The organism is Alphaproteobacteria bacterium, assembly GCA_015231795.1.
Taxonomy (GTDB): Bacteria; Pseudomonadota; Alphaproteobacteria; order Rhodospirillales; family WMHbin7; genus WMHbin7.
This window is the reverse complement of sequence record JADGAX010000004.1, coordinates 198321-222782: the sequence shown is the minus strand read 5'-3', so window position 1 is coordinate 222782 and position 24462 is coordinate 198321. Positions and strand designations below refer to the sequence as shown.

Sequence of the window (24462 nt, the reverse complement as noted above, 5' to 3'; positions counted from 1 at the left end):
CCCTAAGGGAAGAAAGCGGTTCGCCGATGGCAAACCTTAAGGACTTGCGGGTCAGGATCAGCAGCGTCAAGTCGACGCGAAAGATCACGTCGGCCATGAAGATGGTTGCCGCCTCGAAGTTGAGGCGCGCCCAATCGGCTGCCGAGGCGGCTCGTCCTTACGCCGAGCGCATGGACCGCATGGTCGGTTCGCTGGCCGCCAATCTGCCCCAAGGCGTGCAGGGTCCTGCGCTTCTGTCGGGCAACGGCAACGATCTGATCCATTTGATCGTGCTGCTCACGTCGGATCGCGGCCTGTGCGGCGGCTTCAACAGTTCGGCCGTGCGCAACGCCAAGCAATTCGTCAACGAAAAGCTGGCGGCGGGCAAAGAGGTCAGAATTCTGTGCGTGGGCCGCAAGGGCCGCGACCAGTTGAAGCGCGAATACGGCCAGTTCATCATCGACACTTATGAAGGCCTTGGCCGCAAGGGCATGCGCTATTCCGAGGCCGTCGAGGTGGCCAACCGCATCACGACGCTGTTCGAAGAAGGCAAGTTCGACGTCGCCACCCTGATCTACAGCCGCTTCAAGTCGGCGATCAGCCAAGTGCCGACGCGCCATCAGATGATCCCCTTCGAAAGCGGCGACGTGGCCGAAGAGTCCGGCGATCCCGCCATGAAGGCGATGTACGAGATGGAACCCTCGGACGAGGAAATTCTGGCCAAGCTGCTGCCGCGCAATCTGGCCACCCAGGTCTTCCGCGCCCTTTTGGAAAGTTTCGCCTCCGAGCAAGGGGCGCGCATGACGGCCATGGACAATGCGACCCGCAACGCAGGCGACATGCTGAATGCGCTGACGCTGCGCTACAACCGCACGCGTCAGGCCAACATCACCAAGGAACTGATCGAAATTATTTCCGGCGCCGAAGCGCTGTGACGAACGCGTAAAGGAGTTCATCCATGAGTGACAGCAAAACCGGCTTCATTACCCAGGTTCTGGGCGCCGTCGTCGACGTGAGATTCGAAGGCGAACTGCCGGAAATCCTCTCGGCGCTGCATGTGCAGCATCAGGGACACACGCTGGTGCTCGAAGTGGCGCAGCATCTGGGCGAATCGACCGTGCGCACCATCGCCATGGACTCGACCGACGGTTTGGTGCGCGGCCAGCAGGCCGTCGCGACCGGCGCTCCGATCACGGTTCCCGTGGGTCCGGAAACGCTGGGCCGCATCATCAACGTGGTCGGCGAGCCGGTGGACGAGCGCGGCCCCGTGAAGACGGCCAGGCGCTTTCCCATTCACCGTTCGGCCCCTGAATTCGTCGATCAGTCGACGGAAACCGAAGTGCTGGTCACCGGCATCAAGGTCATCGATCTTCTGGCGCCTTACTCCAAGGGCGGCAAGATCGGCCTGTTCGGCGGCGCTGGCGTCGGCAAGACCGTGCTGATCATGGAGTTGATCAACAACGTCGCCAAGGCGCATGGCGGTTATTCGGTGTTCGCTGGCGTCGGCGAGCGTACCCGCGAAGGCAACGACCTGTATCACGAAATGATCGAATCGGGCGTCATCAACCTGCAGGGTTCCGGCTCGAAGGTGGCGCTGGTGTACGGTCAGATGAACGAGCCGCCGGGTGCCCGCGCCCGCGTCGCCCTGTCGGGCCTGACCGTCGCCGAATATTTCCGCGACGAAGAAGGCCAGGACGTGCTGTTCTTCGTGGACAACATCTTCCGCTTCACGCAGGCCGGTTCCGAAGTGTCGGCCCTTCTGGGCCGCATTCCTTCGGCGGTGGGCTATCAGCCGACGCTGGCCACCGACATGGGCACGCTGCAAGAACGCATCACTTCGACCAAGAAGGGGTCAATCACTTCGGTGCAGGCCATTTACGTGCCCGCCGACGATTTGACCGATCCGGCGCCCGCCACGTCCTTCTCGCACTTGGACGCCACCACGGTGTTGTCGCGCCAGATCGCCGAGTTGGGCATCTATCCCGCCGTCGATCCCCTGGACTCGACCTCGCGCATTCTGGACCCCAACGTGGTCGGCAAAGAGCATTACACCGTCGCCCGCGAAGTCCAAAGGGTGCTGCAGACCTACAAGTCGCTGCAAGACATCATCGCCATTCTGGGCATGGACGAATTGTCGGAAGAAGACAAGATGGTGGTGGCCCGCGCCCGCAAGATCCAGCGCTTCCTGTCGCAGCCCTTCCATGTGGCCGAAGTCTTCACCGGCAGCCCCGGCAAGCTGGTCAGCCTGGAAGACACCATCAAGGGCTTCAAGGGCATCGTGGCTGGCGAATACGACCATCTGCCCGAGTCGGCCTTCTACATGGTTGGCGGCATCGAGGAAGCGGTCGAGAAAGCCAAGAAGATGGCCGCCGAAGCGGCGTAAAGGGTAAAAGGTCATGGACATCAACAAGGTACAGTTCGACCTAGTCAGTCCCGAGCGGCTTTTGGTGTCCGATCTCTATGACATGGTCGTGGCTCCGGGCGAGGAGGGCGATTTCGGCGTCCTGCCCGGCCATTCGCCCATGATCGCCAATCTGCGTCCCGGCGTGATCGACATCTACGAGAACGGCGTCATTACCGACCGCTTGTTCGTGGCGGGCGGCTTTGCCGAAGTGACCGGCGAGCGCCTGACCGTTTTGGCCGAGGAAGCGATCCCGGTGCATGAAATCAGCGCCGAAGACGCCAAGGCGCGCCTGAAGGCGGGCCAGCAGGCCTATGAGGAGGCGGACACCGACGCCGCCCGCGCCGAGGCCGAGGCCCAGATCGCCATCGCCGACGCCATGATGGCCGCCATTTCCAAGGCCGACGGCGCGGGGCATTAACCTTTTCCCGACGGCCTTCTTGCGATCAGCGGGCTTTGGAGGCAAACTCCTGATTGGGTAAGGAGTTGCTCATGAACAAGCATTGGAACATGGATACGGATATCCCCTGGGACCGGTTCGACCGCTCCTTGGTGGATGACGACACCGTCAAGGTCATCAAGGCGGCGGCGCTGACCGAATACAACGCGCCGCATTACACGGTCTATCTGCGCAACATCTTTCACGCCGATTCCAAATTCCAGGCCATTTCCTACCAATGGGCCGACGAAGAAGTGCAGCATGGGCTGGCGCTGGGGCGCTGGTCGGAACTGGCCGATCCCGGCTACGATTTCCAGGCGGCCTTCAAGAAATTCACCAGCGCCTATGTAATTCCCGTCGACAAGGACAAGTCGATCCGCGGCACCTTGCAAGGCGAGTTGCTGGCCCGCTGTCTGGTCGAAACCGGCACCAGCTCCATGTATTCGGCCATCGCCGACAGCGTGGACGAGCCGGTGCTGAAATTGCTGTGCCGCAAGATCGCCGCCGACGAATTCAGGCACTACAAGCTGTTCTACACCTACATGCAGCAGGTTCCCGCGTCTGAGAAGGCGTCGCTGCTGGGGCGCATTCAGGTGGCGGTGGGGCGCTTGCGCGAGGTGGACGACGACGAGCTGGCCATCGCCTTTCATTGCGCCAACGAAGCCGATCAGCCCTATGATCTGGCGCGCTGCAACAAGGCTTATTCCAGCCGCGCCTTCTCCTATTACCGGCGCTATCACGTCGAGCGCGCCATCGGCATGATCTTCAAGGCCGTGGGGCTGAAGCCCTATTCATGGATGGCTAAGCTGGCCAGTACCTATGCGCAAGGGGTCATGAAAGACCGCGTGGCGGCATGATCGACATCGATCAGGTCCGCCATGTCTATCCCGGCGGCAGGAAGACGGGACCACGAGCGGCGCTGGCCCAACTGTCGCTCTGCGTGACCGAAGGCGAGTTGACGATTCTGTCCGGCCCCAACGGTTCTGGAAAATCGACCCTGTTTCGCATCCTGACCGGTCTTCTGCGGCCCAGTTCGGGAACCGTGCGCATCGGCGGCCACGACCTGTTTGCCGACGCGGCCAAGGCGCGCGCCCTGATGGGGGTGGTCTTCCAAAGTCCGGCCCTGGACAAGCATCTGACCGTGATCGAAAACATCCGACTGCAAGGTGCCCTATACGGCCTTTCCGGTTCCTTGCTGGAAAGTCGGATCGAAGAGGCGCTGGGTTGGAGCGATGTGAAATCGCGCCTCGACGACAAGGTGATGGCGCTGTCTGGCGGCTTGGCCAGACAGGTGGAACTGACGAAATGCCTGCTGGCCCGGCCCCGTTTGTTGCTGCTCGACGAGCCGACGACCGGGTTGGACCCCGCTAGTCGTCGCGCCTTTCAAGACACGCTGGCCCGCCTGCATGCCGAGCGCGGCATGACAGTGCTGATGACCAGCCATATCTTCGCCGAGGCCGAAAATGCGGACCGCGTCGCCATTCTGAAGAACGGCCATCTTTTGGCCTATGACACGCCTGGAAATCTGCGCTCGAAACTGGGGCGCGAGATGATCGTCATTCGTTCGAACGCGCTGGAAAATCTGGAAGCCAAATTGAAGGGCGAGACCGGAGTCATGAAACTGCGCCGCTATGGCGACGAGTTGCGCATCGAGGATGTGGCGCAAGAAGAGTGCCTGCCTTTGCTGGAGCGGCTGCTTGAGCGCCATCGCGACGACATCGTCAGCATCGCCATCAAGCAGCCCGAGCTGGAAGACGTGTTCCTGCACGTAACCGGCCATCACATCGATCCGCTGGGCAACGACGCCGAGGAGTTGGCGGCATGAGCGCCAATGCCAACGTCGCCGTCGCCCTGGCGGGGCGCGAATGGGTGCGCTTCATCCGTCAGCCGCAGCGCGTGCTGGGCAGCATCGGCCAGCCTTTGCTGTTCTGGCTGTTCTTAGGTTCCGGCTTTTCGCCCTCGTTCAAGCCGCCCGGCATGGGCGAGATCAGCTATCTGGAATATTTTTTCCCGGGCGCGCTGCTGATGATGTTGCTGTTCGCTGGCGTCTTTTCCTGCATCACCGTGATCGAGGATCGCGACCAGGGCTTCTTGCAAAGCGTTCTGGCCGCCCCGGTGGCGCGCTTTTCGATCGTGGCGGGCAAGGTGGGCGGGGCCGCGCTGATCGCGCTGTTTCAGTGCCTGATCTTGCTGGTGGCGGCGCCCATGGTGGGGCTGGTTCCCAGCCTGGGCGGCGCGGGGCTGTTGCTGCTGGGGCTGCTTGTGGCGTCGGTGGGCTTTACGGCGCTGGGCTTCGGCATCGCCTGGGGCATGAACAGCACGTCGGGTTTTCATGCCGTGATGATGGTCTTTCTGATGCCGCTTTGGATGCTGTCGGGCGCCCTGTTCCCCACGGCGGGCGCGCCCCTGTGGCTTGAGGCCGTCATGCTGATCAACCCGGTCAGTCACGCGCTGACCCTGATCCGCGCTCCCTTTTACGCCGACGTGCCGCAACTACTGTCCAATGGCGGCTATCTGACGGCCCTGGCGGTCGCCAGCTTGTGGGCCGCCTTGTGCCTAGCCTTCTCGCTTTGGCGTGTGGGACGGGTCGAGAAAGGTATATAAATTTGGCTCATCGACGTTGGGCGTGGAATTTATCGGATTCCTCAATCCGTCATGGCCGGGCTTGACCCGGCCATCCACGATGTTCTGCAAAAACAGGCAAGGCGTGGATGCCCGGCTCAAGGCCGGGCATGACGATGTGTTGAAAGATTTGCAAATCCAGCTAAAACTTCGAAGGGCCTTAAATCTCAGGGCATCTTAAGCTGGACAGCAGTCTTTCGCCCGAGCCATAGCGGCCAAGATCGCGCATATGCCTAAAGACTTGTTCCGATCCTGCGAAGGCGTGCAGCACCGGCGCTACGCTGGTGACCAGGGATTGCGGGACCAGCGCGGCAATGCCCGATGGCGTTCGCCACAGGGGCTGAAAGACAAGGCCATGTTCGGCCCCCAGCGCCTCGACGGCGCTTAACAGGGAAAAGCTGATGGCGTCATGGAACAGCCATAGCGCTTCTGGGCTGGCGAAGGGGCGCGCCGCCGCAAAATCGATCGCCACCTGCAGCGGCGTATGCTCGCCATCAATGAACAACATGTCCCAGGGCGTTTCCTTGGCGTGCTCGTGGGCAAGGCGTTCGATGTCGGTGGGCGAATGGCCGCGCACCGCCAGCAAGTTCGACAAACCTTCCTCGGACGCGATGCGATTGGTGAGCGCTAGGCCTTCGACGGTGAAAACGTCGTCGCCGGAATCGATGGCCAGCACCCGGCTGCCCGGAAAGGCCAGCGCCATGGCGACGGCGCTCCAGCCGAAGGAATTGCCGACGATCAGGATGTGTCTGGGCTGCCAGGCCCCAGCCAGGGCTTCCAGGAAGTAAAGTTCCTGCACGGCGATTCCGGCCGCTGAATTGACCGCCTCGCCGTTCTGGAACAGATAGGTGAAAGGGGCGACCGGCTCGCCATAGACATGGGTGGGATTCAGGCCGGTCGAAATGTCGAAGCCCAGCCTCTCGTAAATCGAGGTCAAGCGGACCAGAATCGCCATCAGTCTATGCCGCTTCGGGATTGAGCGGCGAGGGCAGCTTCATCATGCGGGTCATCAGAAATTCCAAATCCTCGGCGCCGAACTGCACGTCATCCATGCCGTACTGGGTCAGGATGCGTTCCAGCATCAGGCGGGAATGACGCTCGCGGTCGCGGGGCGCTCCGTCATAGCGGGTTTCGCGCTCCACCTCGACGGCGACGTGGAACGCCTGGAATAATTGCTTGGGAAGGCCGGCCCGCTCGAAGATGGCGCGGAAACCCAGGCGGCCGGAATCATGGATCAGGATGCGGGTATTGACCACCGGCACGCCGGAAAGCTGCGACAGGCCAGCTTCGAAAAAGCGCAGGTCGCCCATGCACAGCGAGCGCAGAATGATCGAGGCGGTCAGGCGTTCGTTGCGGTGCAGATGGCGAACCAGCAATTCGACGTCGCCCATCTCATAGTCGCCAGCCAAGCCCAGCAGGGCGCGTTCGCGGCTTTGCAGCGCCACCATGTCGGCCTGCTCGGCGGTCATCTCCGGGCGGCTTAGGAGATAGCGGCGCAAATTCTCGGACGCCCTGGCCATCAGGCGCTCGGCCACCGTAATCGGCAGCTTGGCCCGGTGCGCCAGCTTGTCTTGCACGCTTTCATTGTCGCCAAAAGCGTCGACCACGGACTTCAGCGAGTTTTCGGAAATTTCGGCGCCCTCGTTGGCGACCAAGGTTTCCACGACGACGGCGCTCTTGGTTTCGACCAGGGCTTCGGAAACCGATTCAGACACTTTGGGGCGGCTGGCGATCGCCAGTTGATGGCCGGTGCCTTGGCTTTGCACGATCTCGATCAAGTCTTCGTCGGTCAGGATGTCCGAATATTTCAGCATCGGAACCGCCACCGTCTCGACGTCATGGGCCAGCTTCAGGGCCACGTCGCGGGGAACTTCGGGGCTGCTTTTCAGATGCAGGGAAAGGGCGCGGCGCACGCGCTCTTCGGCGTCGTGCATCATGATGCGGAAGATGTCTTCGGCTAGGCGGCGTTCCGAATCGGTCAGGGTGCGGGCGTTGAAGCCCTCGGCCAGCTTGGCTGCCGTATCGGCCCGCGCCTCTGCTGAGGGGTCGGCAAGCAGGCGTTGGACATCCGCCTCGGATAGGCCGCTTTTCACGCTCATCAACGTCTCAGCACGCTAGAAACATCCATCTCGTTCAGAATAAACGTCATTATGAGACTATACCTTTCGAATCGGGTTAACGCTACACTTCTTGCGGCGACGGGCCATGAACCGGACAATAGGCCTATAACCTATGTGGTTAACTTTTCGGGGGTTGCGATGCTTCTAGACGCTTCTCGCTCTTTTTTGGCGGTGATCGACATTCAAGAACGGCTGTTGCCGGTGATGGCCGAACCCCGTCAAGTGCTTTGGGGGGCCGCTATCTTGATGCGGGCGGCCAGTCGCCTGGGCATCCCCTTGATCGTGACCGAGCAGTATCCCAAGGGACTGGGGCCGACCCAGGCTGATCTAAGGCCCTTCATTCCCGACGACGCCTTGTTTACCAAGATGCATTTCGCCAGTACCGGCGAAGCGGGGTTCTTGGAGCGCGTGGCCGCATTCGGGCGGCCTCAGGCGGTTTTGGCGGGCATCGAATCCCATATCTGCGTCACTCAGACGGCGCTGGGGCTTCGTGCGGCGGGTTATGACGTGTTCGTCGCCCTCGACGCCTGTTCCTCGCGCCAACCGGCCAGCATCGAGACGGCCAAGCAGCGGCTGCAGAAGAACGGGGTGGATATCGTGACCGTCGAAATGGTTCTGTTCGAATGGATGGGCTGCGCCGGAACGCCTGAATTCAAGGAACTGTCCGCCCTGATCAAGTAGGAGACGACCCATGACCCAACCGGTCGTGCTGCTTCCCGGCCTGCTGTGCGACGGCGATCTGTTCGCCCCGGCGGTGGAGAGCCTTTCTGACCTTGCGCATTTCGAGGTGGCCGATCTGACGCAAGACGACGCCATCAAGGCGATGGCCAGCCGGGTTCTGGCCTCGGCGCCGCCCCGCTTCGCCCTTCTGGGCCTGTCGATGGGCGGCTATGTGGCGCAGGAAATCATGCGCCAAGCGCCGGGAAGAATCACGCGCCTGGCCCTGCTCGACACCAGTTTCAAACCCGATACGGCTGAGGCCAAGGAAAGAAGGCTGGGCTTGATCGATTTGGCGCAGACCGGCAATTTCAAGGGGGTAACCCCCCGCCTGCTGCCCATGCTGGTCCATCCCGATCATTTGCAGCGTCCCGAGGTGGCGGGAACCGTTCTGGCCATGGCCGAACGCGTGGGGATGGACGCCTTCATCCGTCAGCAAAAAGCGATCATGGGGCGCGTCGATGGGCGGGCCGATCTCGAGCGCATCGCGTGCCCGACCCTGGTTCTTTGCGGGCGACAGGATCAGTTGACCCCCTTCGAGATCCATCGCGAGATGGCGGCCTTGATCCCCGGCGCCAAACTGGTCGTGGTGGAAAAAAGCGGGCATCTGCCGCCCCTGGAGCAACCGATCGCAATCAGCGCCGTTTTGCGTTATTGGCTGGCTTCGTCTTGACCGCGGGCGCAGGGGCGGGACCGATGACTTGGCGCGTCGAGGCATAGGCGATGCGCATCGCCACCAACAGCAGCAACAGCAGGAAAACGGGCAGGGCGACGACCAGCAGAAGCTGGTGGTCCAACTCCTCGATCGGCGGCGTCCAGGCCAGCGGTTGGGCGCCCGGAACCGGCGTTCCTTGCGGGGCCAGGGCCGGAGGTGACGCGAAGCGTTGGCTGTAGGTATAGATCAGCCCTTCGCGAATTTCCGCCTGGGCCAGCACCGGCTCGGCGCCCGCCAGACCCTGTCGGCTGGAAAGAACCAGTCCTTCCGAAGGCACCAAAGTTGCTAGCCATAGATTGCGCAGTCGGTCGGGGCACTGCGAAGCGACCACCGAGACAGAACGGCGCAGAAGGCTTTTGAAACGCTCGCCGCCGATGTCGGTGGCCAGGGCGGCCGCCATGATGCCCTGCGCGGCGCAAGGCACCACGCGGCCCTGATCGTCGGCCTTGCCCACGGTAAAGACTTCGCTTTCCTCGTTCAGGCTGGCGCCCATCCAAGACAGGACCGAGCGGTTGGGCAGGCCGACCGCCAGTTTGGCGCTGCCGCTTTCGATGGCGTCGCCCAGGGGAACCCCGCCGATGAAGTTGGTTTCGTAATCGAACAAGGGAACCCATTTGCCCTGGATATCCTGGTTCTCGACCTTCAAACGGCCTTTTCCATCGGCCCTACCCTGGCGGCAAGCGCCTTCATAGGCAAAGCGGTATTTCGCCCAGGCTTGATCGCGTTTCATGCCGATCCATACCCAGCAAGGACCCGCATCGACCCAGCGGGCGGCGTCTTCCTCGGGATTCATGGCCTGCGCCGCCTTCAGAACGGCCAAGACCGGTTTTCTAAAATCCGTCTCCGCCATGGGTGGGGGGCCAGGGGGCACAAAGGCCGGAATGACCCTGGTCTCGACGGCCGCGCGCGGGGCTGGCGTGGCTTGTGGGGGCGACGCCCTTTGCGGGGCTGCGGTTGGCGGTTTGGCGGCCGGAGGCTGCAAGACGTTCTTTTCGCTGGCCTTGGCCGGTGGGGCTGCGGTCGGCTTGGTTTGCGCTTGCGATGAAATCGGGGCAAGCGAAAGCCCCAGGACGACAAAACTGCCAGCCAGCAAACGAAACACCGAACTCACGCCCACGTTCTTCCCCCTTGGATGATCGGACCCGACCAAATCACCCGAAACGCAACGGCCTGTGCTGGCGGATAATTTCATCCAGCATGCCGAAGACCGAAACTCCGGCGTAATAGTGATCCAGGAGCGTCTTTCCTTCAACGCCCAAATCGCGGATCGAGCGGCCAAAGCCTTCTTTCAGCCTAGTCTCGAGGTCGCCTTGCCAGTTCGTGAACTCGGAATCGAATAACGGATAGCCCATGGCCGCCTCCTGTCTTGCCGGTCCTGGACGGTTTTTCGGGGAAAAGGCGCCTATCCAGGCCTTCGGGAATCGGACGGTGCATCGGGCGTGCCAGCCTTGTCGCGGTGGCGAAGGGCATAAGATCAAGCGGTTGGGTCTTGTCCGCTCGGTAAACCGCCAAGAGGGGGCGGGCAGGACTTGCCGCTAGGCATAAATCGTCTCCCCAAGCGTCGCGATCGGAGTATGATCCGCGCCATGACCGACGCCTCTTATGCCTTCGACGACGACGCCCGCAAGGGGTTGTACCGCGCCATCTTTTCCAGGCGCGACGTGCGCGCCCAGTTCAAGCCCGATCCGGTGCCCAACGACGTATTGGCCCGCCTTTTGATGGCGGCGCATCATGCGCCTTCGGTGGGATTTATGCAGCCTTGGAGTTTTCTGCTGGTCCAAGATACGGCTCTTCGCGCTCGGGTGAAGGGCCTGTTCGACAAGGCCAACGCCGAGGCGAGGTCCATGTTCGAAGACGAAAAGGGGGCGGCCTATGCCCGCCTGAAGCTGGAAGGGATTCTGGAATCCCCCGTCAATTTGTGCGTCACCTGCGATCCCGACCGTGCCGGCAAGGTGGTGATCGGGCGCACCCATATTCCCGAGATGGACGAATACAGCACGGTCTGCGCCGTGATGAATCTGTGGCTGGCCGCCAGGGCCGAGGGGCTGGGCGTGGGCTGGGTGTCGATCATGGACCCCAAGGCGTTGAAGGAAACGCTGGGAATCCCCGAGCGCGTCGTGCCCGTCGCCTATCTATGCATCGGCTATGTCACCCATTTTCTGGACAAGCCCGAGCTGGAACTGGCGGGCTGGCGCCAACGCTTGCCGCTGGAAACATTGGTGCATCAGGACCGCTGGGGGAATGAGGCACCCGCTTGGCTGAAAGGCCAACTGGAAGGGAAAATAGACGGTCACCTATAGGTGCCGCCCCACATCCATGCTTTGGTGCAGGACGCGGACGATGGCAAGGCCAGATTCGGTAAAGCGGTAGAACACCAGATGGGAGCCGACCGGATATTTGAAATAACCCTCGCGGATATCGACCGGACGACCGGACTTTCTGCCCGCCGCCAGTCCCTCGACTGCATCGACGATGGCGTTGTGATAGCCATCCGCCTGCTCTAGCGACCAGTTCTTGAACGTATAGAGCCAGATGTCTTCGAGGTCGGTGACCGCTCGTGGGGAAAGCTGATAAGCGTGGCGGCTACCGGGCATGCCTAGTCCGCATGCGCTTTAGGAACGCCTTGTTGTCGAACGGCGCCAGTGGGCCGGACTCCTCTCCGGCGATAAGCGCCTCGCGAAGCGCTCTTACTTTGGCCTCGTGCTCTTCCAAAAGCCGCAGGCCCGCTCGCACAACGTCACTGGCCGAGCCGTAGCGACCGGTCTGAACCTGGGCGTCAATGAAGTCTGCGAAATGCTCGCCAAGCGAGACCGACGTGTTGCGCGCCATCTGGCACCTCCGTAATCGATGCCAATATATACCAAATTTTGGTATGGGGCAAACCCCGGCATTGGGGACGGACCCAACTAAAATCTCAGCAGGACCCTAAACATCCAGTTCCTGCACGAATTTGGCGCGTTCCTGGATGAACTGGAAGCGCAGCTCCGGGCGCTTGCCCATCAAAGTGTCGACCATGCGCGCCACTTCCTTGGCTTCCTCGATATCTTCCTCGTTGCGTCCATGCGCCAAGCGCACGCGCAACAGCGTGCGGCCCTTGCGGTTCATGGTGGTTTCCTTCAACTGCATGGGCGGCATTTCGCCCAGGCCCTTGAAGCGGCTGATCTCGACCTTGCCCTTGCCCTTGAATTCCTTGGCCAGCAGTTCTTCCTTGTGGGCGTCGTCGCGGGCATAGGCGCTTAGTTTGCCCGCCATCAAACGATAAAGCGGCGGCAAGGCCAGATACAGATGCCCGTTCTCGATCAGCTTGGGCATTTCCTGATAGAAGAAGGTCATGAGCAGCGAGGCGATATGCGCGCCGTCGACATCGGCGTCGGTCATGATGACGACTTTCTCGTAGCGCAACTTCTCGTCGTCGTAATTGGCGCGCGTGCCGCAGCCCAGCGCCTCGATCAGATCCTTCAGTTCCTGATTGCCGTGCAGCTTTTCAGCCGTGGCGCTGGCGACGTTCAAGATCTTGCCGCGCAAGGGCAGCACGGCCTGGGTTTCGCGCTCGCGGGCCTGCTTGGCCGAGCCGCCTGCCGAATCGCCCTCGACCAGGAACAGTTCGGTGCCGCCCGCCGTAGTGCGCGTGCAATCGGCCAACTTGCCGGGCAGGCGCAAGCGCCTGGTTGCCGACTGGCGCTTGGTTTCCTTGGCCTGCTTCTTGCGGGCGCGATCCTCGGCCTTTTCGATGCATTTTTCCAAAAGCAGGCGGGCGGCCTGCGGGTCCGAGGTCAGCCAGTGGTCGAAATGGTCCTTGATGGCGGTCTCTACCAGACGCGTCGCCTCGGCGGTGGCCAGCTTTTCCTTGGTCTGGCCCTGGAATTGCGGATCGCGGATGAACAGCGACAGCACGGCGGCGGCGCCGCCGATCACGTCGTCGGCGGTGATCTGCGAGGCTTTCTTGTTGCCCACCATCTCGCCATAGGCGCGCAAGCTGCGCCCCAGGGCCGAGCGCAATCCCTGCTCATGCGTGCCGCCTTCGGGCGTCGGCACCGTGTTGCAGTAGGAATTCAGGAAATTCTCTTCATCGGCGGGCCAGGCGACGGCCCATTCCACCTGCCCCATGTCGTCGGCCAAGGGGGCTTGGCCCGCGAAGATGGCGGGCACCACCAGCGCTCTGCCCGCCAGCGCCGCCGACAGGAAATCGCTTAAGCCGCCGGGGAAATGCAGTGTGTCCTTGGCAGGCGTGCTTTCGCCATCGCGGATCAGGGCGGGGTCGCAAGACCAGCGGATTTCGATGCCGCGAAACAGATAGGCCTTCGAGCGCGCCATGCGGTACATGGTGGCGGGCTTGAAAATCGCCCGGCTTCCGAAGATTTCGGGATCGGGATGGAAGCGCACTTGCGTGCCGCGCCGGTTGTTGACGGGACCCAGGGATTCCAGCTTGCCTTGGCTTTTGCCGCGCGCAAAGGCTTGGCGGTAAAGCTTCTTGTCCCTGGCCACTTCGACGACCAGCGAATCGGACAGGGCGTTGACCACCGATACGCCCACGCCATGCAAGCCGCCCGACACTTTATAGGCGTCACTGCCGAATTTGCCGCCCGAATGCAGCGTGGTCAGAATCACTTCCAGCGCCGATTGTTTGGGAAATTTGGGATGCGGATCGATGGGAATGCCGCGCCCGTTGTCGCGCACGGTGACGAATCCGTCGGCTTCCAGCACCAGATCGATCCAGGTGGCGTGGCCCGCTAGGGCCTCGTCCATGGCGTTGTCCAGCACTTCGGCGACCAGATGGTGAAGAGCGCGCTCGTCGGTGCCGCCGATATACATGCCAGGACGGCGCCGGACGGGTTCCAACCCCTCCAAAACCTCGATATCCTTGGCGGTGTAGGCGCTGCCCTTGGGGGCTAGATTTTGGAATAGATCAGACATGGCGGCGGATTATAGAAATCAAGCGATAGCACTTCAAGGATATCTCGTGGTAGCCTTGAAAATACTAACAACATCTTGTGGGCCAACAACTTTTTGTGGGTAAGTCGATGAGCGACCGGAATCCTGGCGATCTTCACTGCGGCATGCCGCGTTGCGACATCTGGATGCGGGCCATCGCCATGCCCGCCGACACCAATCCGCACGGCCAGATTTTCGGCGGCTGGCTGATGAGCCAGATGGATTTGGCGGGCGGCACTTGCGCCAATCGCCGGGCCAGGGGCACGGTCTCCACGGTGGCTGTCGATTCCATGACCTTTCACCAGCCGGTTTTCGTGGGCGATCAGCTGACCTGCTATTGCGACATCTTGAAGGTGGGGCGCACCTCGATCGCGGTGCGGGTCGAAGCCTGGGTGCGCCGCTTCAACAGCGACGAGGTGGTGAAGGTCACCGAAGGCGTTTACACCTATGTCGCCATCGACGAAAACCGCAGGCCCCGGCCCGTGCCGCCGGAATAAAAATCACCTAGCGTTCAGATAGGTGCGGACATCGATATAGGCGGTGTCGTGCTTGATCCAGCCCGCCTTGGGTTCATCGATGCGATACCAGTCCAATTGGCGCTCGACCACGCGCACCCTTGTGCCAGCCTTCAAACTGTCCAGCTTGCCCGCCCAGGTGCCGGGGCCGTCGCGCAGCAGCGCATCGTTTCTCATGATGGCGGGCAGGGACCAAGTGCCGCCATCCTTCTTGCGGGGCGGGTCGATGGTCAGGAAATCGTGGTAGAGCCAGCCTTTGCCGAAATCTCCGTAGGCCTCAAGGCCCGCCAGATACCAGCCGTCGGCCCCGTCCTCGATGGCGATCAAGGTGTTTGCGGGCAGCACCATCACCTTGGCCGATTTGCTGTCGGGGGCGACGCGGGCCGTGGTGGTGGCGGAAAGCACGGCCATCAGGTTCTCGGGCGCTCTTTCCACGGCTGGCGGCGTCTGGGCGCAGGCGGCAAGGCCCAGCATCATGATAGCGGTCGCGACTAGGCGCATGTTCGGTTTCCCCCTCATTCGAATTCGAAGATTGCGTCGGCTTCAACGGCGGCGTCAAGCGGCAGCGATGGGCAGCCGACCGTGGTGCGGACATGCTTGCCAGCATCGCCGAAGGCCAGGGCCATGATGTCGGAAGCGCCGTTGGCCACCTTCGGATGGTCGGTGAATTGTGCTGTGGTCGCCACGAAAACGCCCAGCCGCACAACGCGTTTGACGCGGCTAAGGTCACCCAGCGCCGCCTTGGCCTGGGCCAGCAGATTGATGGCGCATTGGCGGGCGGCAAGCTGGCCGTCTTCCAGCCCGACTTCGGCGCCCAGCTTGCCCACGGCCAGCAACTTGCCATCCTTCAGCGGCAATTGCCCGGCCATGAACAGCAGGTTTCCCGACAGCGCGAAGGGCACGTAATTGGCCACCGGGGCCGCGGCCTGGGGCAGGGCAATGCCTTGTTGGGCCAGTTTGTCTTCGACGGCGCTCATGGTTTTGCGACGATGTCCTTCAATTTGTCCGCCAGCCAATGGCCGATCCTGGCCGCACCCGGGGGCGTGTTGTGGACCAGATCGTAGAAGTCGCCCGCCTCGAATACAAGCTCGCTGGCAAGATCAAGGCAGATTGCCCCTTCCACCCGGCAAACATCCAGCGTGGCCTGGTTGTAAAGGTTCATGAGAATGTGATGATCGACGCCGTTGGTGACGGCTTTGTCCTCGACGACGCCCTCGACCGCGCCATTGGGAAGCTGGCGCCAATCGCCATGGCGTTGCGTGACCAGAATGGGCGTTGCCCCCAAGGCGCGGATATGGACCAGCAGGGCGCGGATGCGGCCCTTATAGGCTTCCAACGCCTGGGCGCGGGCCTGGGGCCAGTCTTGGCGCGTCGGAATGTTTGTCCAGCGGGCAGTCTCGAAATCGACCCTGCGGTGAACCATGCGCCCCTTGTTGGCGGCCAGCACGCCTTTGACGGTTTGAACCAGCCGGTAAATGGCGCTCTTGCGCCGGATATGGTGCTGAGCCGAAGGGAAATGCTCCAGCCGGTCGGCATTGGCGCTGTCGCCGACCAGAATGTCGTTCAGCCCCACATAGGCCAGCACCCATTTGGGTTTCAGGTTGGGCACTTGGGGGAACCAGCGTTCGAAGGCGGCCAGATGGCCGATGCTGCTTTGGCCGTCGATGGCCGCCGAGGCGATGCGCAGATTGAGGGCCTGGCCCAGCACCGCCTGCCATGTTTGATCGTCGCGCAGATAAATCTGGTTGGCCGTGCTGCCGCCGATGGTGAGCAGCTCGATCTGGGCTGGGTCGCCCCCGTATTCGCCCCTGAAACCCCAGCGGTCGCGCTTATAGACGATCTCGCCCGCCCCCTCGTACAGACCCTGGGCGGAATAGCGGATTTGATAGTCGCGCTGGACATTCAGCGAGGACAGGCCGTCGGCGAACCAGTCGCCGAAAATCAGCTCGACCGCCACCGCGCCCGCCAGCAGCAGGCCCAGATTGACGGCGATGAGTTTGAAGGCGGAACGGAGAGTCATACCGGAAAAGCCACTTCAGGCATTGTCTATCTCGCCCAGCGCCGCACGAACTTGACGCTCAAGATCGGGAACGGCGGCGCGGCAAGTGGTCCAGACGACGTCGTAGTTGATGGAGTGATAGCCATGGAACAGATGACAACGCATGTCCCAGATTTGACCTAACGGGATTTCCGGGTGCTGCGAAGCAAACAAGGGAAATTGCTTTCGGATGTCGTCAGCCGCTTCCCCCATCGTTCCGAGATTAAGAACCACTGCGTCCCTGATCTGTCGCCCTTGGCGGGAATCGGCGAGAAACTGGGTTTTGGAAAGTCCATCCGTATCCTCGTCAACGCGCTCAATGGCTTGCAGCAGAAAACCCAAAAGGTCCTTCAGGGTAAACCGCTGGCCGTTCGCCGTCACAGGGGTTTCGCCTCGCCAAGCACGCGGGCGCGGATGCTGACGTGAAGGTCTTCAAGGGTTCGTACATCGACCGGAACGCCCAGCAGAGATTCCGCCTCGGACTTCAGGGCCACTATGTCAAAGAGGGTGGTGAGATCGGGCAGAGGATCGACCAGCAGATCAAGGTCGCTACTTTCTCCGTCCTCGCCACGCGCCACCGAGCCGAAAACCCGAATGTTGGTCAGCCGGTGACGTTCCGAAAGCTTGGCAAGCGCCTTTCGGTTGGCATCACTGGCAAGGGCAATCGACGGGCGCATGACCGTAAATCCGCATTGGTATGTTGCCGCTCATCATACGTCAGGACGAAGAATGGCGCAAATCGAAGAAACAATGGGAAGTTGGTATTAGCGTACAGCATTGGCGGCAGGTCGCCTTAGTCGATATCAAAATCCACTCGCTGACACCAATATGGGAGAAATTTACTGAAATCCCTAAAGCTAAAGCGGTAAACACGCGAGTTAAGGTATTTAAGAATCTCGGTGGTTTCTTCCGGAAAATGACTGAAACTCTCTGTTTGATGTGCACGATGAAGGTCCCTAAACATCTTTAAATCGCGTTGGGTAGTTTCTTCCTGCAACTGTGTCAGTTTGTTTTCAATTAAGTCGCCAGCCAGCTTGTGAGCCTCCGCCTTGCCAAGAAGAACTCCTGAAAATATATCCGGCTCTGCAACCTTAAGGGCAACAGGCCAAGCCAAAAATGATATCTCTTCTCCATTTGCACCAGCCAAGGCAAGTAAAGTGTATCCACGCTCAAGATGGCGAAACGAAAAATCGAGAAGGGTGGCTATGGTTCCAAAGGTTTCTGTGAAATTGCTCACTTCGTTAGTCGGCTGGAAACCAAGGATTCGTGCGAGATGCCTACAGTACTGGATGCTGTGGTTTTGCGAAGTTTGATAAAGGCTGTTTCGCTTTGGCAATCGCAGAAATAGGTGAACAAACTTACCAAGATAGGTTGCGGCATCCGTCTTCTCACCATAAACACCACAGACAGCAGCTTCCAATTGCTGGCGATTGAGAAGCAGGACAAAGATGACCTTAGGCACGTCGAAGAAATGTTTGATACGTTCGATGGTGCGGACGGCGAAATCGGGGCGGCAGCGGTCAAGCTCGTCGATGAAAATGATGATAGGCTTCTCCTCGGCATCTGCTGCTTCGGCGAGCGTTTCGGCAAATCCATCAACACTCTTCTTAGCGGCTTCGTAATCTTCAAACCGTTTTGAGAAATAGTCCTTTGCAGCGTCCGCCGCGCTGGCGCTCACGTCCTCAACGGCTTTGCCAACCTCGCCGCAAATATCAGAAGTTCCAACAAGGCGACCGACTGCATTGATGCCAATTTTCAGTGCCGTCGGTGCCAGGGCCTTGGCAACCTTCAGGCCGGATTTTTTGACTTTGGCAGCCTTCTTTGATCCAAGTGCATTGATGATTTCGGCGCAGACCATGACGAAGGGGTCTTCAACATGGTCATGCTTGAAGGCGTCTATATAGGCAACTTTGTGGCCTTGGCTTTTCAACTGTTCTGCCCAACGCCTGCCGAACCAGCTTTTGCCCTCACCCCAGGGGGCATCTATGGCGATAACGCAGCCATCCCTCAGTCGGTCGATATAGCCGGTCAACCGATCCGCAAGTTGCTTGCGGCTGAAAACATCTTCGCCAAAAGGGTTGCTGGAATCAAACTCAGGGGGAATAAGAACGGGACGAGGGGCGGATGGTGTATTCATCTGCCGCCCCTTCCCGCTTCAAGCCTAACCCCTCACGAACACCCGCTCGTCGAGCCGCAGGTGTTGCACTTCAGGCAGGTGCCGTTGCGCACCAAGGTGAAGTTGCCGCATTCGCCGCAGGCGTCGCCCTCATAGCCCTTCATGCGGGCCATGCGGATTTGGTCCAGCTTGGAATCGAAGGCGGTCATGGTGGCCTGGCTCACCACCTGGGCGCTGGCTTGCATGCCAGCATCCAGCATCACTTCGGCGCCCACGGCTTGGGCCAGATGCGCCTCGGCTTCCACCGTTTTGGCCTTGGTCGCCATGCCGCCGTTCAACACATAGAAGTTGTTGCGCACATAGCCGTGGCTGGTGATGCGCTCGACCACCGCGCCCAGATTGGCGCCCATGCCGGGCCGTTCCGACAGATCGCCCTCGGCATGGCCCTTGCCCAGACTGTCGGGCTTCAAATCGTCGATCTCGACATGCGCCAGATCGTTGCGGCCCAGATAGGAAACCGCCAATTCGCGGAACAGGTAATCCAGGATCGAGGTCGCCATCTTGATCACCGAATTGCCCTCGACGATGCCCGAAGGATCGAAGCGGGTGAAGGTGAAGGCCTCCACGAATTCTTCCAGCGGCACGCCATATTGCAAGCCGATGGAAATGGCGATGGCGAAATTATTCATCAGGCTGCGGAAGGCCGCACCTTCCTTATGCATGTCGATGAAGATTTCACCCAACTTGCCGTCTTCATACTCGCCGGTGCGGATGTAAACCTTGTGACCGCCGACGATGCTTTTCTGGGTATAGCCCTTGCGCCGGTCGGGCAGGCGGCTGCGCTGGGCCTGCTTGATGATGCGCTCGACGATGCGTTCGGCCACCTGCTCGGTGCGGGCCGCCATCGATACCGGCTGCGGCGCGGCTTCGGCTTCCTCTGCTTCTTCTTCAAGATAGACCGCCGACAAAGGCTGCGAGAGCTTGGAGCCGTCGCGATAAAGCGCGTTGGCCTTCAGCCCCAGCCGCCAGGACAGCATATAGGCTTCCTTGCATTCCGAAACGCTGGCCGAGTTGGGCATGTTGATGGTTTTCGAAATGGCGCCCGAGATGAAAGGCTGGGCGGCGGCCATCATGCGGATATGGCTGTCCACCGACAGATAGCGCTTGCCGATGCGTCCGCAGGCGTTGGCGCAATCGAAGACGGGCAGATGCTCTGGCTTCAGATGCGGCGCGCCCTCAATGGTCATGGCGCCGCAGCAATAGGTGTTGGCGGCTTCGACTTCGGCCTTGGAAAAGCCCAGGGCGCTTAACATGTCGAAGGTCATGTCGTCCATCTGTTCGCGGGTATAGCCCAGCTTTTCCAGACAGAATTCTTCGCCCAGCGTCCATTTGTTGAAGGCGAACTTGATGTCGAAGGCGTTGGCCAGCGCGGCCTCCAGCCTGGACAGCGCCGCTTCGTCGAAGCCAAGGGCGGCCAGCGACTGGTGATTGATGAAGGGTGCGCCCGCCAGCGACCCGTGTCCCACCGCATAGGCGGCGATGGCGTCGCGCTGTTCCTGGCTGTAGCCCAGTTTCTTCAGGGCGTCGGGCACCATGCGGTTGATGATCTTGAAATAGCCGCCGCCCGCCAGCTTCTTGAATTTGACGATGGCGAAATCGGGTTCGATGCCGGTGGTGTCGCAATCCATCACCAAGCCGATGGTGCCGGTGGGTGCGATCACGCTGACTTGGGCGTTTCTGAAACCATGCGCTTCGCCCAGTTCCAAAGCCTGGTCCCAGGCCTTGCGGGCTGCGGCCACCAAGGTTTGGTTGGGGCAATTGGCGGCGTCCATGGGCATCGGCGCGGTGCTTAGGCGCTCATAGCCCTGGAAGTCGCCACGCGCCGCGCGCCGGTGATTGCGGATGACGCGCAGCATATGCTCGCGGTTGGCGTCATAGCCCGGAAAACTGCCCAACTCCTGGCTCATCTCGGCCGAGGTGGCATAGCAAATGCCGGTCATCAACGCCGTGATGCCGCCCGCCATGGCGCGGCCCTGGTCGCTGTCATAAGGCAGGCCCATCGACATCAACAGGCCGCCGAGATTGGCGTAGCCCAAGCCCAGCGTGCGGAACTGATAGGACAGTTCGGCGATCTTCGAGGACGGGAACTGCGCCATCATCACCGAGATTTCGAGAACCAATGTCCACAGGCGGCAGGCATGTTCGAATCCCTTGATGTCGAAACTGCCGTCGGCGTTCTTGAAGGTGGCGAGGTTCAACGACGCCAGATTGCAGGCGGTGTCGTCCAGGAACATGTATTCCGAGCACGGGTTGGACGCGTTGATGCGCCCCGATGCCGGGCAGGTGTGCCAGTCGTTGATGGTGGTGTCGAACTGAAGACCGGGATCGGCCGAGGCCCAGGCGGCTGCGGAAATCTGATCCATCAGGTCGCGGGCCTTCAAGGTCTTGACCACCTTGCCGTCGGTGCGCCGCTGAAGGTTCCAATCGCCGTCGTTCAAGACCGCCTGCATGAAACCGTCGGTCAGACGCACGGAATTGTTGGAGTTCTGACCCGAAACGGTGAGATAGGCTTCCGAATCCCAATCGGTGTCGTAGACCGGGAATTCGATCGCGGTGAAGCCCTGGCGCGCGAACTGAATGGCGCGCTGAATGTAGTTCTCGGGCAACATCGCCCGGCGCGCCCCCAGAATCGCCTTCTTCAGCGACTTGTTGACCAAGGGGTCGAAGCGCTGACCGTCGTCCTTGCCGTCCCATTCGCGGCAGGCCTTCATCACTTCGTTCAGATGCTTGTCGGCCAATTTCGAGCCGGCGACCAGGGCGGCCACCTTCTGCTCTTCCGTGACTTTCCAATTGATGTAGGTCTCGATGTCGGGATGGTCGGCGTCGACCACCACCATCTTGGCGGCGCGCCTTGTGGTGCCGCCCGATTTGATGGCTCCGGCGGCGCGGTCGCCGATTTTCAGGAAGCTCATCAGGCCCGACGATTTGCCGCCGCCCGAAAGCGGCTCGTTCTCGCCGCGCAGGCGCGAGAAATTGGTGCCGGTGCCCGAGCCGTATTTGAACAATCTGGCCTCGCGCACCCACAAATCCATGATGCCGCCTTCATTGACCAGATCGTCGCTGATCGACTGGATAAAGCATGCGTGGGGCTGCGGATGCTCGTAAGCCGATTCCGACTTTTGCAAAATGCCGGTGAAGGGATCGACATAATGATGGCCCTGCGAAGGCCCGTCGATGCCATAGGCCCAGTGCAGGCCGGTGTTGAACCATTGCGGGCTGTTGGGGGCGCCCATCTGGCGGGCCAGCATGGCGCACATTTCGTCGAAGAAGGCGCGCGCGTCGCGCTCGGTGTCGAAATAACCGCCCTTCCAGCCCCAATAGGTCCAGGTGCCGGCCAGGCGGTCGAAAACCTGGGTGGAACTGTCCTCGCCGACGAACCGCTCCTTCTCGGCCAAGGTGGCCAGCGCCGCCTGATCGGGTTCGCGCCTCCACAGCCAATTGGGGACGTCCGCTTCTTCCACCGCCTTGGTGACGGCAGGAATGCCCTTCCTGCGGAAATATTTCTGGGCCAGCACATCGGCGGCCACCTGCGTCCAACTGGCGGGGACGCGAATCTTGTCTTGCTTGAACACCACCGATCCGTCGGGGTTGCGGATCTCGCTTGTCGCTTCGCGAAACTCAATGCCTTCGTATGCAGACTTGCCTTCGGTGGTATAGTAGCGAGCGATTCGCATAGCGGCCCCTCTATGAATCGACTGTGATTTCGGACGAGAATCCCGGTTTTCCCAAGATATTGTTGGTGTATCCCCCAAGACCCACAAGACTAGGGTAGAGCGGATCAAAGCGCAACCAGATTTTGCGTTAACGCGCCCTTAACCCCACATCATGTAGTTTCTTCGTTCCTCTGGACGATTAAGCGCTCCGATGCCATAGTCCCTGCGTTTTGCGTTGTGACTCGAGGGGTCTCATGGATATCGGCACCCATCTTTACACCCTGTTTCGGGGCCTGCTTGTCGGCACCGATTCCCAGGGGAATCGCTATTACAAGGCCAAAAGCTGGAAACCGGCCGCCGGATCGCTGCGCCGTGAAAAGCGCTGGGTGATCTTCAAGGGCGACAAGGATTCCAGCCGCGTTCCGGCCGAATGGCATGCTTGGCTGCACGCCACCAGCGATTCGCCCCTGACTCCCGATCCCGCCAAGGGCTGGCAGAGGGAACACCAAGCCAACAAGACGGGTTCCGCCCATGCCTATCTGCCGCCAGGGCATGATCTGATGGGCGGCAAACGCGAAAAAGCCAGCGGCGATTACCAGCCCTGGCGGCCCAACTAAGGATCGGCAGCGCGATGGGGGGACATTCATGCCGTTGATGCGGGTTGGCCGCGGGGTTGAAGCATTGACCGGAGGCGCGGTTATCGCCGCCGGGGCGCTTCTGCTGGCCTATGTTTATTCCGGAACCGGAAAGAAGGAGGAGCCGGGCTACGACGTGCGCGCCACCTTCAAGCGCACCGATGGCCTGTCCTACGGGGCGCAGGTGCGCCTTTCCGGCATGGTGGTGGGCAAGGTGGCCGGCTACAAACTAGACGAGTCCTACCGCGCCATCGTGACCTTGCGCTTGAAGCCCGGCGTCGAACTGCCCAAGGACAGCTCGGCCTTGATCCATACCGACGGCTTGCTGGGCGCCAAATATATCGAATTGCAGCCGGGCGGCGACGCCGAAAATCTCAAGGCGGGCAGCGCCATCACCTATACCCAGGATTCGGTCGATCTGGTCGATCTTCTGGAAAAGATCGTCGGCATGGCCAAGGCCAGACGGGCCGAATTCGCCAAATCCCTGGCGCCGCCAGCGCCGGCGCCGGAAACGGCCGACCAGCCTTCCTTGCCCACGTCAGGGCCAATTTTATTACAGGGACGCTCGCCATGAACCGCAATCCCGTCGAAACCATCCTGGGCGCCGTGGTCCTGGTGGCCGCCGCGATGTTTCTCATTTTCGCCTACGGCACGGCCGATGTGAAAAAGATCAAGGGCTACGAGTTGACGGCCAGCTTTTCCAAGATCGGCGGCCTGCCGACCGGGGCCGATGTGCGCATCAACGGCATCAAGGTCGGCACCGTTACCGGCCAGAAACTGGACCCCATCAGCTTCAGCGCCGTCCTAAGCCTGTCGATCGCCGCCGAAATCAAGTTGCCCGCCGACAGCCAGGCCAGCATCGGTTCGGACGGTCTTCTGGGCGACACCTACGTCAAAATCGAACCGGGAAGCGCCAAAACCAACCTCGAGCCGGGTGGCCAATTGGCCAAGACCAAGGACCAGAAGGCGCTGGAGGAACTGGTGGGCGAGATCATCTTCCTGGCGACCGAAGATCCCGCCAAACCGCCCAAGGACGCCGAGCCGGAATGACGCGTTGTCTTCTCCGGCTGTTGCCGCTTGGCGCTCTGGCGCTGGGGATTTCGTTTTCCAAGCCGGTTCTGGCCGACGATGTGGCCATGCCGCTTGCCGTCTTGCAAGCGCTGGACAAGATCACTGCCCGCGTGCAGACCATCGAGGCGCCGGTGGGCGATACGCTGCGCTTCGGCACGCTGCAAATGATCGTGCGCGTCTGCTATCGCCGCCCGGCCGAGGAAACGCCCGAAAGCACGGCCTTTCTTGATGTTTGGGACATGCGCCGCCATGAGACGCCGCAAAGCGTCTTTCGCGGCTGGATGTTCGCCTCCAGCCCGGCCCTGTCGGGGGTGGAACATCCGGTCTATGACGTCTGGCTTCTGGATTGCCGCTCGGGCAAAGGGCGGTAATTTCGCATAACCGGGGGAGATGAACCCGCCAAACGAAAAGGGACCCCAATGGGGTCCCTTCGCATTTCAAAATATTGT

General features: G+C 61.0%; 28 protein-coding genes. 14 read left to right on the top strand and 14 right to left on the bottom strand.

Annotated features, from left to right (window positions below; translation table 11 throughout):
- Positions 1 to 26: 26 nt before the first annotated feature.
- From HQL44_11085 to HQL44_11060, 6 genes are all read left to right on the top strand, one after another.
- On the top strand, positions 27 to 914 hold the full coding sequence (locus HQL44_11085) for a F0F1 ATP synthase subunit gamma (protein MBF0269124.1): 888 nt from the start codon (positions 27 to 29) through the stop codon (positions 912 to 914).
- A gap of 23 nt (positions 915 to 937) precedes the next feature.
- Positions 938 to 2362, top strand: a complete 1425-nt coding sequence (gene atpD / locus HQL44_11080) for a F0F1 ATP synthase subunit beta (GenBank protein MBF0269123.1) — start codon at positions 938 to 940, stop codon at positions 2360 to 2362.
- Between the two features lie 13 nt (positions 2363 to 2375).
- Entirely contained in the window at positions 2376 to 2801 is a 426-nt protein-coding gene (gene atpC, locus HQL44_11075; GenBank protein ID MBF0269122.1) for an ATP synthase F1 subunit epsilon, read from the top strand.
- A 71-nt stretch (positions 2802 to 2872) separates the two neighbouring features.
- Positions 2873 to 3676, top strand: a complete 804-nt coding sequence (locus HQL44_11070; GenBank protein ID MBF0269121.1) for an acyl-ACP desaturase — start codon at positions 2873 to 2875, stop codon at positions 3674 to 3676.
- The gene (locus tag HQL44_11065) at positions 3673 to 4644 is read left to right on the top strand and encodes an ABC transporter ATP-binding protein (GenBank protein ID MBF0269120.1); all 972 of its coding nucleotides are present in this window, start codon (positions 3673 to 3675) and stop codon (positions 4642 to 4644) included. The genes HQL44_11070 and HQL44_11065 overlap by 4 nt, the downstream gene beginning before the upstream one ends.
- Positions 4641 to 5423, top strand: coding sequence for an ABC transporter permease (locus tag HQL44_11060; protein MBF0269119.1), 783 nt, complete (start codon positions 4641 to 4643; stop codon positions 5421 to 5423). The genes HQL44_11065 and HQL44_11060 overlap by 4 nt, the downstream gene beginning before the upstream one ends.
- Positions 5424 to 5601: 178 nt before the next feature.
- On the opposite strand, the gene HQL44_11055 is transcribed toward HQL44_11060, so the two are convergent.
- Both HQL44_11055 and HQL44_11050 read right to left on the bottom strand, forming a co-directional pair.
- Complete coding sequence (locus HQL44_11055; GenBank protein ID MBF0269118.1) at positions 5602 to 6396, bottom strand: class I SAM-dependent methyltransferase; 795 nt, start codon at positions 6394 to 6396, stop codon at positions 5602 to 5604.
- A gap of 4 nt (positions 6397 to 6400) precedes the next feature.
- On the bottom strand, positions 6401 to 7540 hold the full coding sequence (locus HQL44_11050) for a DUF2336 domain-containing protein (protein MBF0269117.1): 1140 nt from the start codon (positions 7538 to 7540) through the stop codon (positions 6401 to 6403).
- Between the two features lie 159 nt (positions 7541 to 7699).
- On the opposite strand from HQL44_11050, the gene HQL44_11045 reads away from it, so the two are divergent.
- Both HQL44_11045 and HQL44_11040 read left to right on the top strand, forming a co-directional pair.
- Entirely contained in the window at positions 7700 to 8242 is a 543-nt protein-coding gene (locus HQL44_11045; protein MBF0269116.1) for a hydrolase, read from the top strand.
- A 10-nt stretch (positions 8243 to 8252) separates the two neighbouring features.
- Positions 8253 to 8951 carry an alpha/beta fold hydrolase gene (locus HQL44_11040; protein ID MBF0269115.1) on the top strand — a complete coding sequence of 233 codons (699 nt, stop codon included), beginning with the start codon at positions 8253 to 8255 and terminating at the stop codon, positions 8949 to 8951.
- Here HQL44_11040 and HQL44_11035 read toward each other — a convergent pair.
- Both HQL44_11035 and HQL44_11030 read right to left on the bottom strand, forming a co-directional pair.
- Positions 8914 to 10104, bottom strand: a complete 1191-nt coding sequence (locus tag HQL44_11035; GenBank protein ID MBF0269114.1) for a hypothetical protein — start codon at positions 10102 to 10104, stop codon at positions 8914 to 8916. The two genes, HQL44_11040 and HQL44_11035, sit on opposite strands and share 38 nt — an antisense overlap.
- Before the next feature lie 40 nt (positions 10105 to 10144).
- Complete coding sequence (locus tag HQL44_11030; protein ID MBF0269113.1) at positions 10145 to 10345, bottom strand: hypothetical protein; 201 nt, start codon at positions 10343 to 10345, stop codon at positions 10145 to 10147.
- A 234-nt stretch (positions 10346 to 10579) separates the two neighbouring features.
- Between HQL44_11030 and bluB the strand changes: the two genes are divergently transcribed.
- Positions 10580 to 11293: a 5,6-dimethylbenzimidazole synthase gene (gene bluB / locus HQL44_11025; protein ID MBF0269112.1), complete on the top strand. Its 714-nt coding sequence runs from the start codon at positions 10580 to 10582 to the stop codon at positions 11291 to 11293.
- Here bluB and HQL44_11020 read toward each other — a convergent pair.
- The 3 genes from HQL44_11020 to parE form a co-directional block, all read right to left on the bottom strand.
- Entirely contained in the window at positions 11288 to 11587 is a 300-nt protein-coding gene (locus HQL44_11020) for a type II toxin-antitoxin system RelE/ParE family toxin (protein MBF0269111.1), read from the bottom strand. The genes bluB and HQL44_11020 overlap by 6 nt on opposite strands.
- Positions 11577 to 11822: a type II toxin-antitoxin system ParD family antitoxin gene (locus HQL44_11015; GenBank protein ID MBF0269110.1), complete on the bottom strand. Its 246-nt coding sequence runs from the start codon at positions 11820 to 11822 to the stop codon at positions 11577 to 11579. Before HQL44_11015 ends, HQL44_11020 begins: the two co-directional genes overlap by 11 nt.
- A 96-nt stretch (positions 11823 to 11918) precedes the next feature.
- Positions 11919 to 13907 (bottom strand): DNA topoisomerase IV subunit B, encoded by a 1989-nt coding sequence (gene parE / locus HQL44_11010; GenBank protein ID MBF0269109.1) that lies wholly within the window; start codon positions 13905 to 13907, stop codon positions 11919 to 11921.
- Positions 13908 to 14086: 179 nt separating this feature from the next.
- Here parE and HQL44_11005 point away from each other — a divergent pair, with 179 nt between their 5' ends.
- The gene (locus tag HQL44_11005; protein MBF0269108.1) at positions 14087 to 14422 is read left to right on the top strand and encodes an acyl-CoA thioesterase; all 336 of its coding nucleotides are present in this window, start codon (positions 14087 to 14089) and stop codon (positions 14420 to 14422) included.
- Between the two features lie 3 nt (positions 14423 to 14425).
- On the opposite strand, the gene HQL44_11000 is transcribed toward HQL44_11005, so the two are convergent.
- The 7 genes from HQL44_11000 to HQL44_10970 form a co-directional block, all read right to left on the bottom strand.
- Positions 14426 to 14941 (bottom strand): SH3 domain-containing protein, encoded by a 516-nt coding sequence (locus tag HQL44_11000; protein MBF0269107.1) that lies wholly within the window; start codon positions 14939 to 14941, stop codon positions 14426 to 14428.
- A 14-nt stretch (positions 14942 to 14955) separates the two neighbouring features.
- On the bottom strand, positions 14956 to 15417 hold the full coding sequence (locus HQL44_10995) for a RidA family protein (protein MBF0269106.1): 462 nt from the start codon (positions 15415 to 15417) through the stop codon (positions 14956 to 14958).
- The gene (locus HQL44_10990) at positions 15414 to 16460 is read right to left on the bottom strand and encodes a hypothetical protein (protein ID MBF0269105.1); all 1047 of its coding nucleotides are present in this window, start codon (positions 16458 to 16460) and stop codon (positions 15414 to 15416) included. Before HQL44_10990 ends, HQL44_10995 begins: the two co-directional genes overlap by 4 nt.
- 15 nt (positions 16461 to 16475) lie before the next feature.
- A complete protein-coding gene (locus HQL44_10985) occupies positions 16476 to 16859 on the bottom strand; it encodes a DUF86 domain-containing protein (protein ID MBF0269104.1) in 384 nt (127 codons plus the stop codon).
- Complete coding sequence (locus HQL44_10980; GenBank protein MBF0269103.1) at positions 16856 to 17155, bottom strand: nucleotidyltransferase family protein; 300 nt, start codon at positions 17153 to 17155, stop codon at positions 16856 to 16858. Before HQL44_10980 ends, HQL44_10985 begins: the two co-directional genes overlap by 4 nt.
- Before the next feature lie 116 nt (positions 17156 to 17271).
- On the bottom strand, positions 17272 to 18615 hold the full coding sequence (locus HQL44_10975; GenBank protein MBF0269102.1) for a hypothetical protein: 1344 nt from the start codon (positions 18613 to 18615) through the stop codon (positions 17272 to 17274).
- A 32-nt stretch (positions 18616 to 18647) separates the two neighbouring features.
- Entirely contained in the window at positions 18648 to 22328 is a 3681-nt protein-coding gene (locus HQL44_10970; protein ID MBF0269101.1) for a vitamin B12-dependent ribonucleotide reductase, read from the bottom strand.
- Positions 22329 to 22561: 233 nt separating this feature from the next.
- Between HQL44_10970 and HQL44_10965 the strand changes: the two genes are divergently transcribed.
- The 4 genes from HQL44_10965 to HQL44_10950 are packed head-to-tail and all read left to right on the top strand — an operon-like array spanning position 22562 to position 24384.
- The gene (locus HQL44_10965) at positions 22562 to 22924 is read left to right on the top strand and encodes an NADH:ubiquinone oxidoreductase subunit NDUFA12 (GenBank protein MBF0269100.1); all 363 of its coding nucleotides are present in this window, start codon (positions 22562 to 22564) and stop codon (positions 22922 to 22924) included.
- A gap of 28 nt (positions 22925 to 22952) precedes the next feature.
- Positions 22953 to 23516 carry an outer membrane lipid asymmetry maintenance protein MlaD gene (locus HQL44_10960; GenBank protein ID MBF0269099.1) on the top strand — a complete coding sequence of 188 codons (564 nt, stop codon included), beginning with the start codon at positions 22953 to 22955 and terminating at the stop codon, positions 23514 to 23516.
- Positions 23513 to 23992, top strand: coding sequence for an outer membrane lipid asymmetry maintenance protein MlaD (mlaD, locus tag HQL44_10955; protein MBF0269098.1), 480 nt, complete (start codon positions 23513 to 23515; stop codon positions 23990 to 23992). Before HQL44_10960 ends, mlaD begins: the two co-directional genes overlap by 4 nt.
- On the top strand, positions 23989 to 24384 hold the full coding sequence (locus HQL44_10950) for a DUF2155 domain-containing protein (GenBank protein MBF0269097.1): 396 nt from the start codon (positions 23989 to 23991) through the stop codon (positions 24382 to 24384). The genes mlaD and HQL44_10950 overlap by 4 nt, the downstream gene beginning before the upstream one ends.
- Positions 24385 to 24462: the final 78 nt, after the last annotated feature.

What these genes read in the sequence shown, in the direction of transcription:
- HQL44_11085 (MBF0269124.1), top strand. Translation starts at nt 27, where the DNA reads ATGGCAAACCTTAAGGACTTGCGGGTCAGGATCAGCAGCGTCAAGTCG.
- atpD (MBF0269123.1), top strand. Translation starts at nt 938, where the DNA reads ATGAGTGACAGCAAAACCGGCTTCATTACCCAGGTTCTGGGCGCCGTC.
- atpC (MBF0269122.1), top strand. Translation starts at nt 2,376, where the DNA reads ATGGACATCAACAAGGTACAGTTCGACCTAGTCAGTCCCGAGCGGCTT.
- HQL44_11070 (MBF0269121.1), top strand. Translation starts at nt 2,873, where the DNA reads ATGAACAAGCATTGGAACATGGATACGGATATCCCCTGGGACCGGTTC.
- HQL44_11065 (MBF0269120.1), top strand. Translation starts at nt 3,673, where the DNA reads ATGATCGACATCGATCAGGTCCGCCATGTCTATCCCGGCGGCAGGAAG.
- HQL44_11060 (MBF0269119.1), top strand. Translation starts at nt 4,641, where the DNA reads ATGAGCGCCAATGCCAACGTCGCCGTCGCCCTGGCGGGGCGCGAATGG.
- HQL44_11055 (MBF0269118.1), bottom strand. Translation starts at nt 6,396, where the DNA reads ATGGCGATTCTGGTCCGCTTGACCTCGATTTACGAGAGGCTGGGCTTC.
- HQL44_11050 (MBF0269117.1), bottom strand. Translation starts at nt 7,540, where the DNA reads ATGAGCGTGAAAAGCGGCCTATCCGAGGCGGATGTCCAACGCCTGCTT.
- HQL44_11045 (MBF0269116.1), top strand. Translation starts at nt 7,700, where the DNA reads ATGCTTCTAGACGCTTCTCGCTCTTTTTTGGCGGTGATCGACATTCAA.
- HQL44_11040 (MBF0269115.1), top strand. Translation starts at nt 8,253, where the DNA reads ATGACCCAACCGGTCGTGCTGCTTCCCGGCCTGCTGTGCGACGGCGAT.
- HQL44_11030 (MBF0269113.1), bottom strand. Translation starts at nt 10,345, where the DNA reads ATGGGCTATCCGTTATTCGATTCCGAGTTCACGAACTGGCAAGGCGAC.
- bluB (MBF0269112.1), top strand. Translation starts at nt 10,580, where the DNA reads ATGACCGACGCCTCTTATGCCTTCGACGACGACGCCCGCAAGGGGTTG.
- HQL44_11020 (MBF0269111.1), bottom strand. Translation starts at nt 11,587, where the DNA reads ATGCCCGGTAGCCGCCACGCTTATCAGCTTTCCCCACGAGCGGTCACC.
- HQL44_11015 (MBF0269110.1), bottom strand. Translation starts at nt 11,822, where the DNA reads ATGGCGCGCAACACGTCGGTCTCGCTTGGCGAGCATTTCGCAGACTTC.
- parE (MBF0269109.1), bottom strand. Translation starts at nt 13,907, where the DNA reads ATGTCTGATCTATTCCAAAATCTAGCCCCCAAGGGCAGCGCCTACACC.
- HQL44_11005 (MBF0269108.1), top strand. Translation starts at nt 14,087, where the DNA reads ATGCCCGCCGACACCAATCCGCACGGCCAGATTTTCGGCGGCTGGCTG.
- HQL44_11000 (MBF0269107.1), bottom strand. Translation starts at nt 14,941, where the DNA reads ATGCGCCTAGTCGCGACCGCTATCATGATGCTGGGCCTTGCCGCCTGC.
- HQL44_10995 (MBF0269106.1), bottom strand. Translation starts at nt 15,417, where the DNA reads ATGAGCGCCGTCGAAGACAAACTGGCCCAACAAGGCATTGCCCTGCCC.
- HQL44_10990 (MBF0269105.1), bottom strand. Translation starts at nt 16,460, where the DNA reads ATGACTCTCCGTTCCGCCTTCAAACTCATCGCCGTCAATCTGGGCCTG.
- HQL44_10980 (MBF0269103.1), bottom strand. Translation starts at nt 17,155, where the DNA reads ATGCGCCCGTCGATTGCCCTTGCCAGTGATGCCAACCGAAAGGCGCTT.
- HQL44_10975 (MBF0269102.1), bottom strand. Translation starts at nt 18,615, where the DNA reads ATGAATACACCATCCGCCCCTCGTCCCGTTCTTATTCCCCCTGAGTTT.
- HQL44_10970 (MBF0269101.1), bottom strand. Translation starts at nt 22,328, where the DNA reads ATGCGAATCGCTCGCTACTATACCACCGAAGGCAAGTCTGCATACGAA.
- HQL44_10965 (MBF0269100.1), top strand. Translation starts at nt 22,562, where the DNA reads ATGGATATCGGCACCCATCTTTACACCCTGTTTCGGGGCCTGCTTGTC.
- HQL44_10960 (MBF0269099.1), top strand. Translation starts at nt 22,953, where the DNA reads ATGCCGTTGATGCGGGTTGGCCGCGGGGTTGAAGCATTGACCGGAGGC.
- mlaD (MBF0269098.1), top strand. Translation starts at nt 23,513, where the DNA reads ATGAACCGCAATCCCGTCGAAACCATCCTGGGCGCCGTGGTCCTGGTG.
- HQL44_10950 (MBF0269097.1), top strand. Translation starts at nt 23,989, where the DNA reads ATGACGCGTTGTCTTCTCCGGCTGTTGCCGCTTGGCGCTCTGGCGCTG.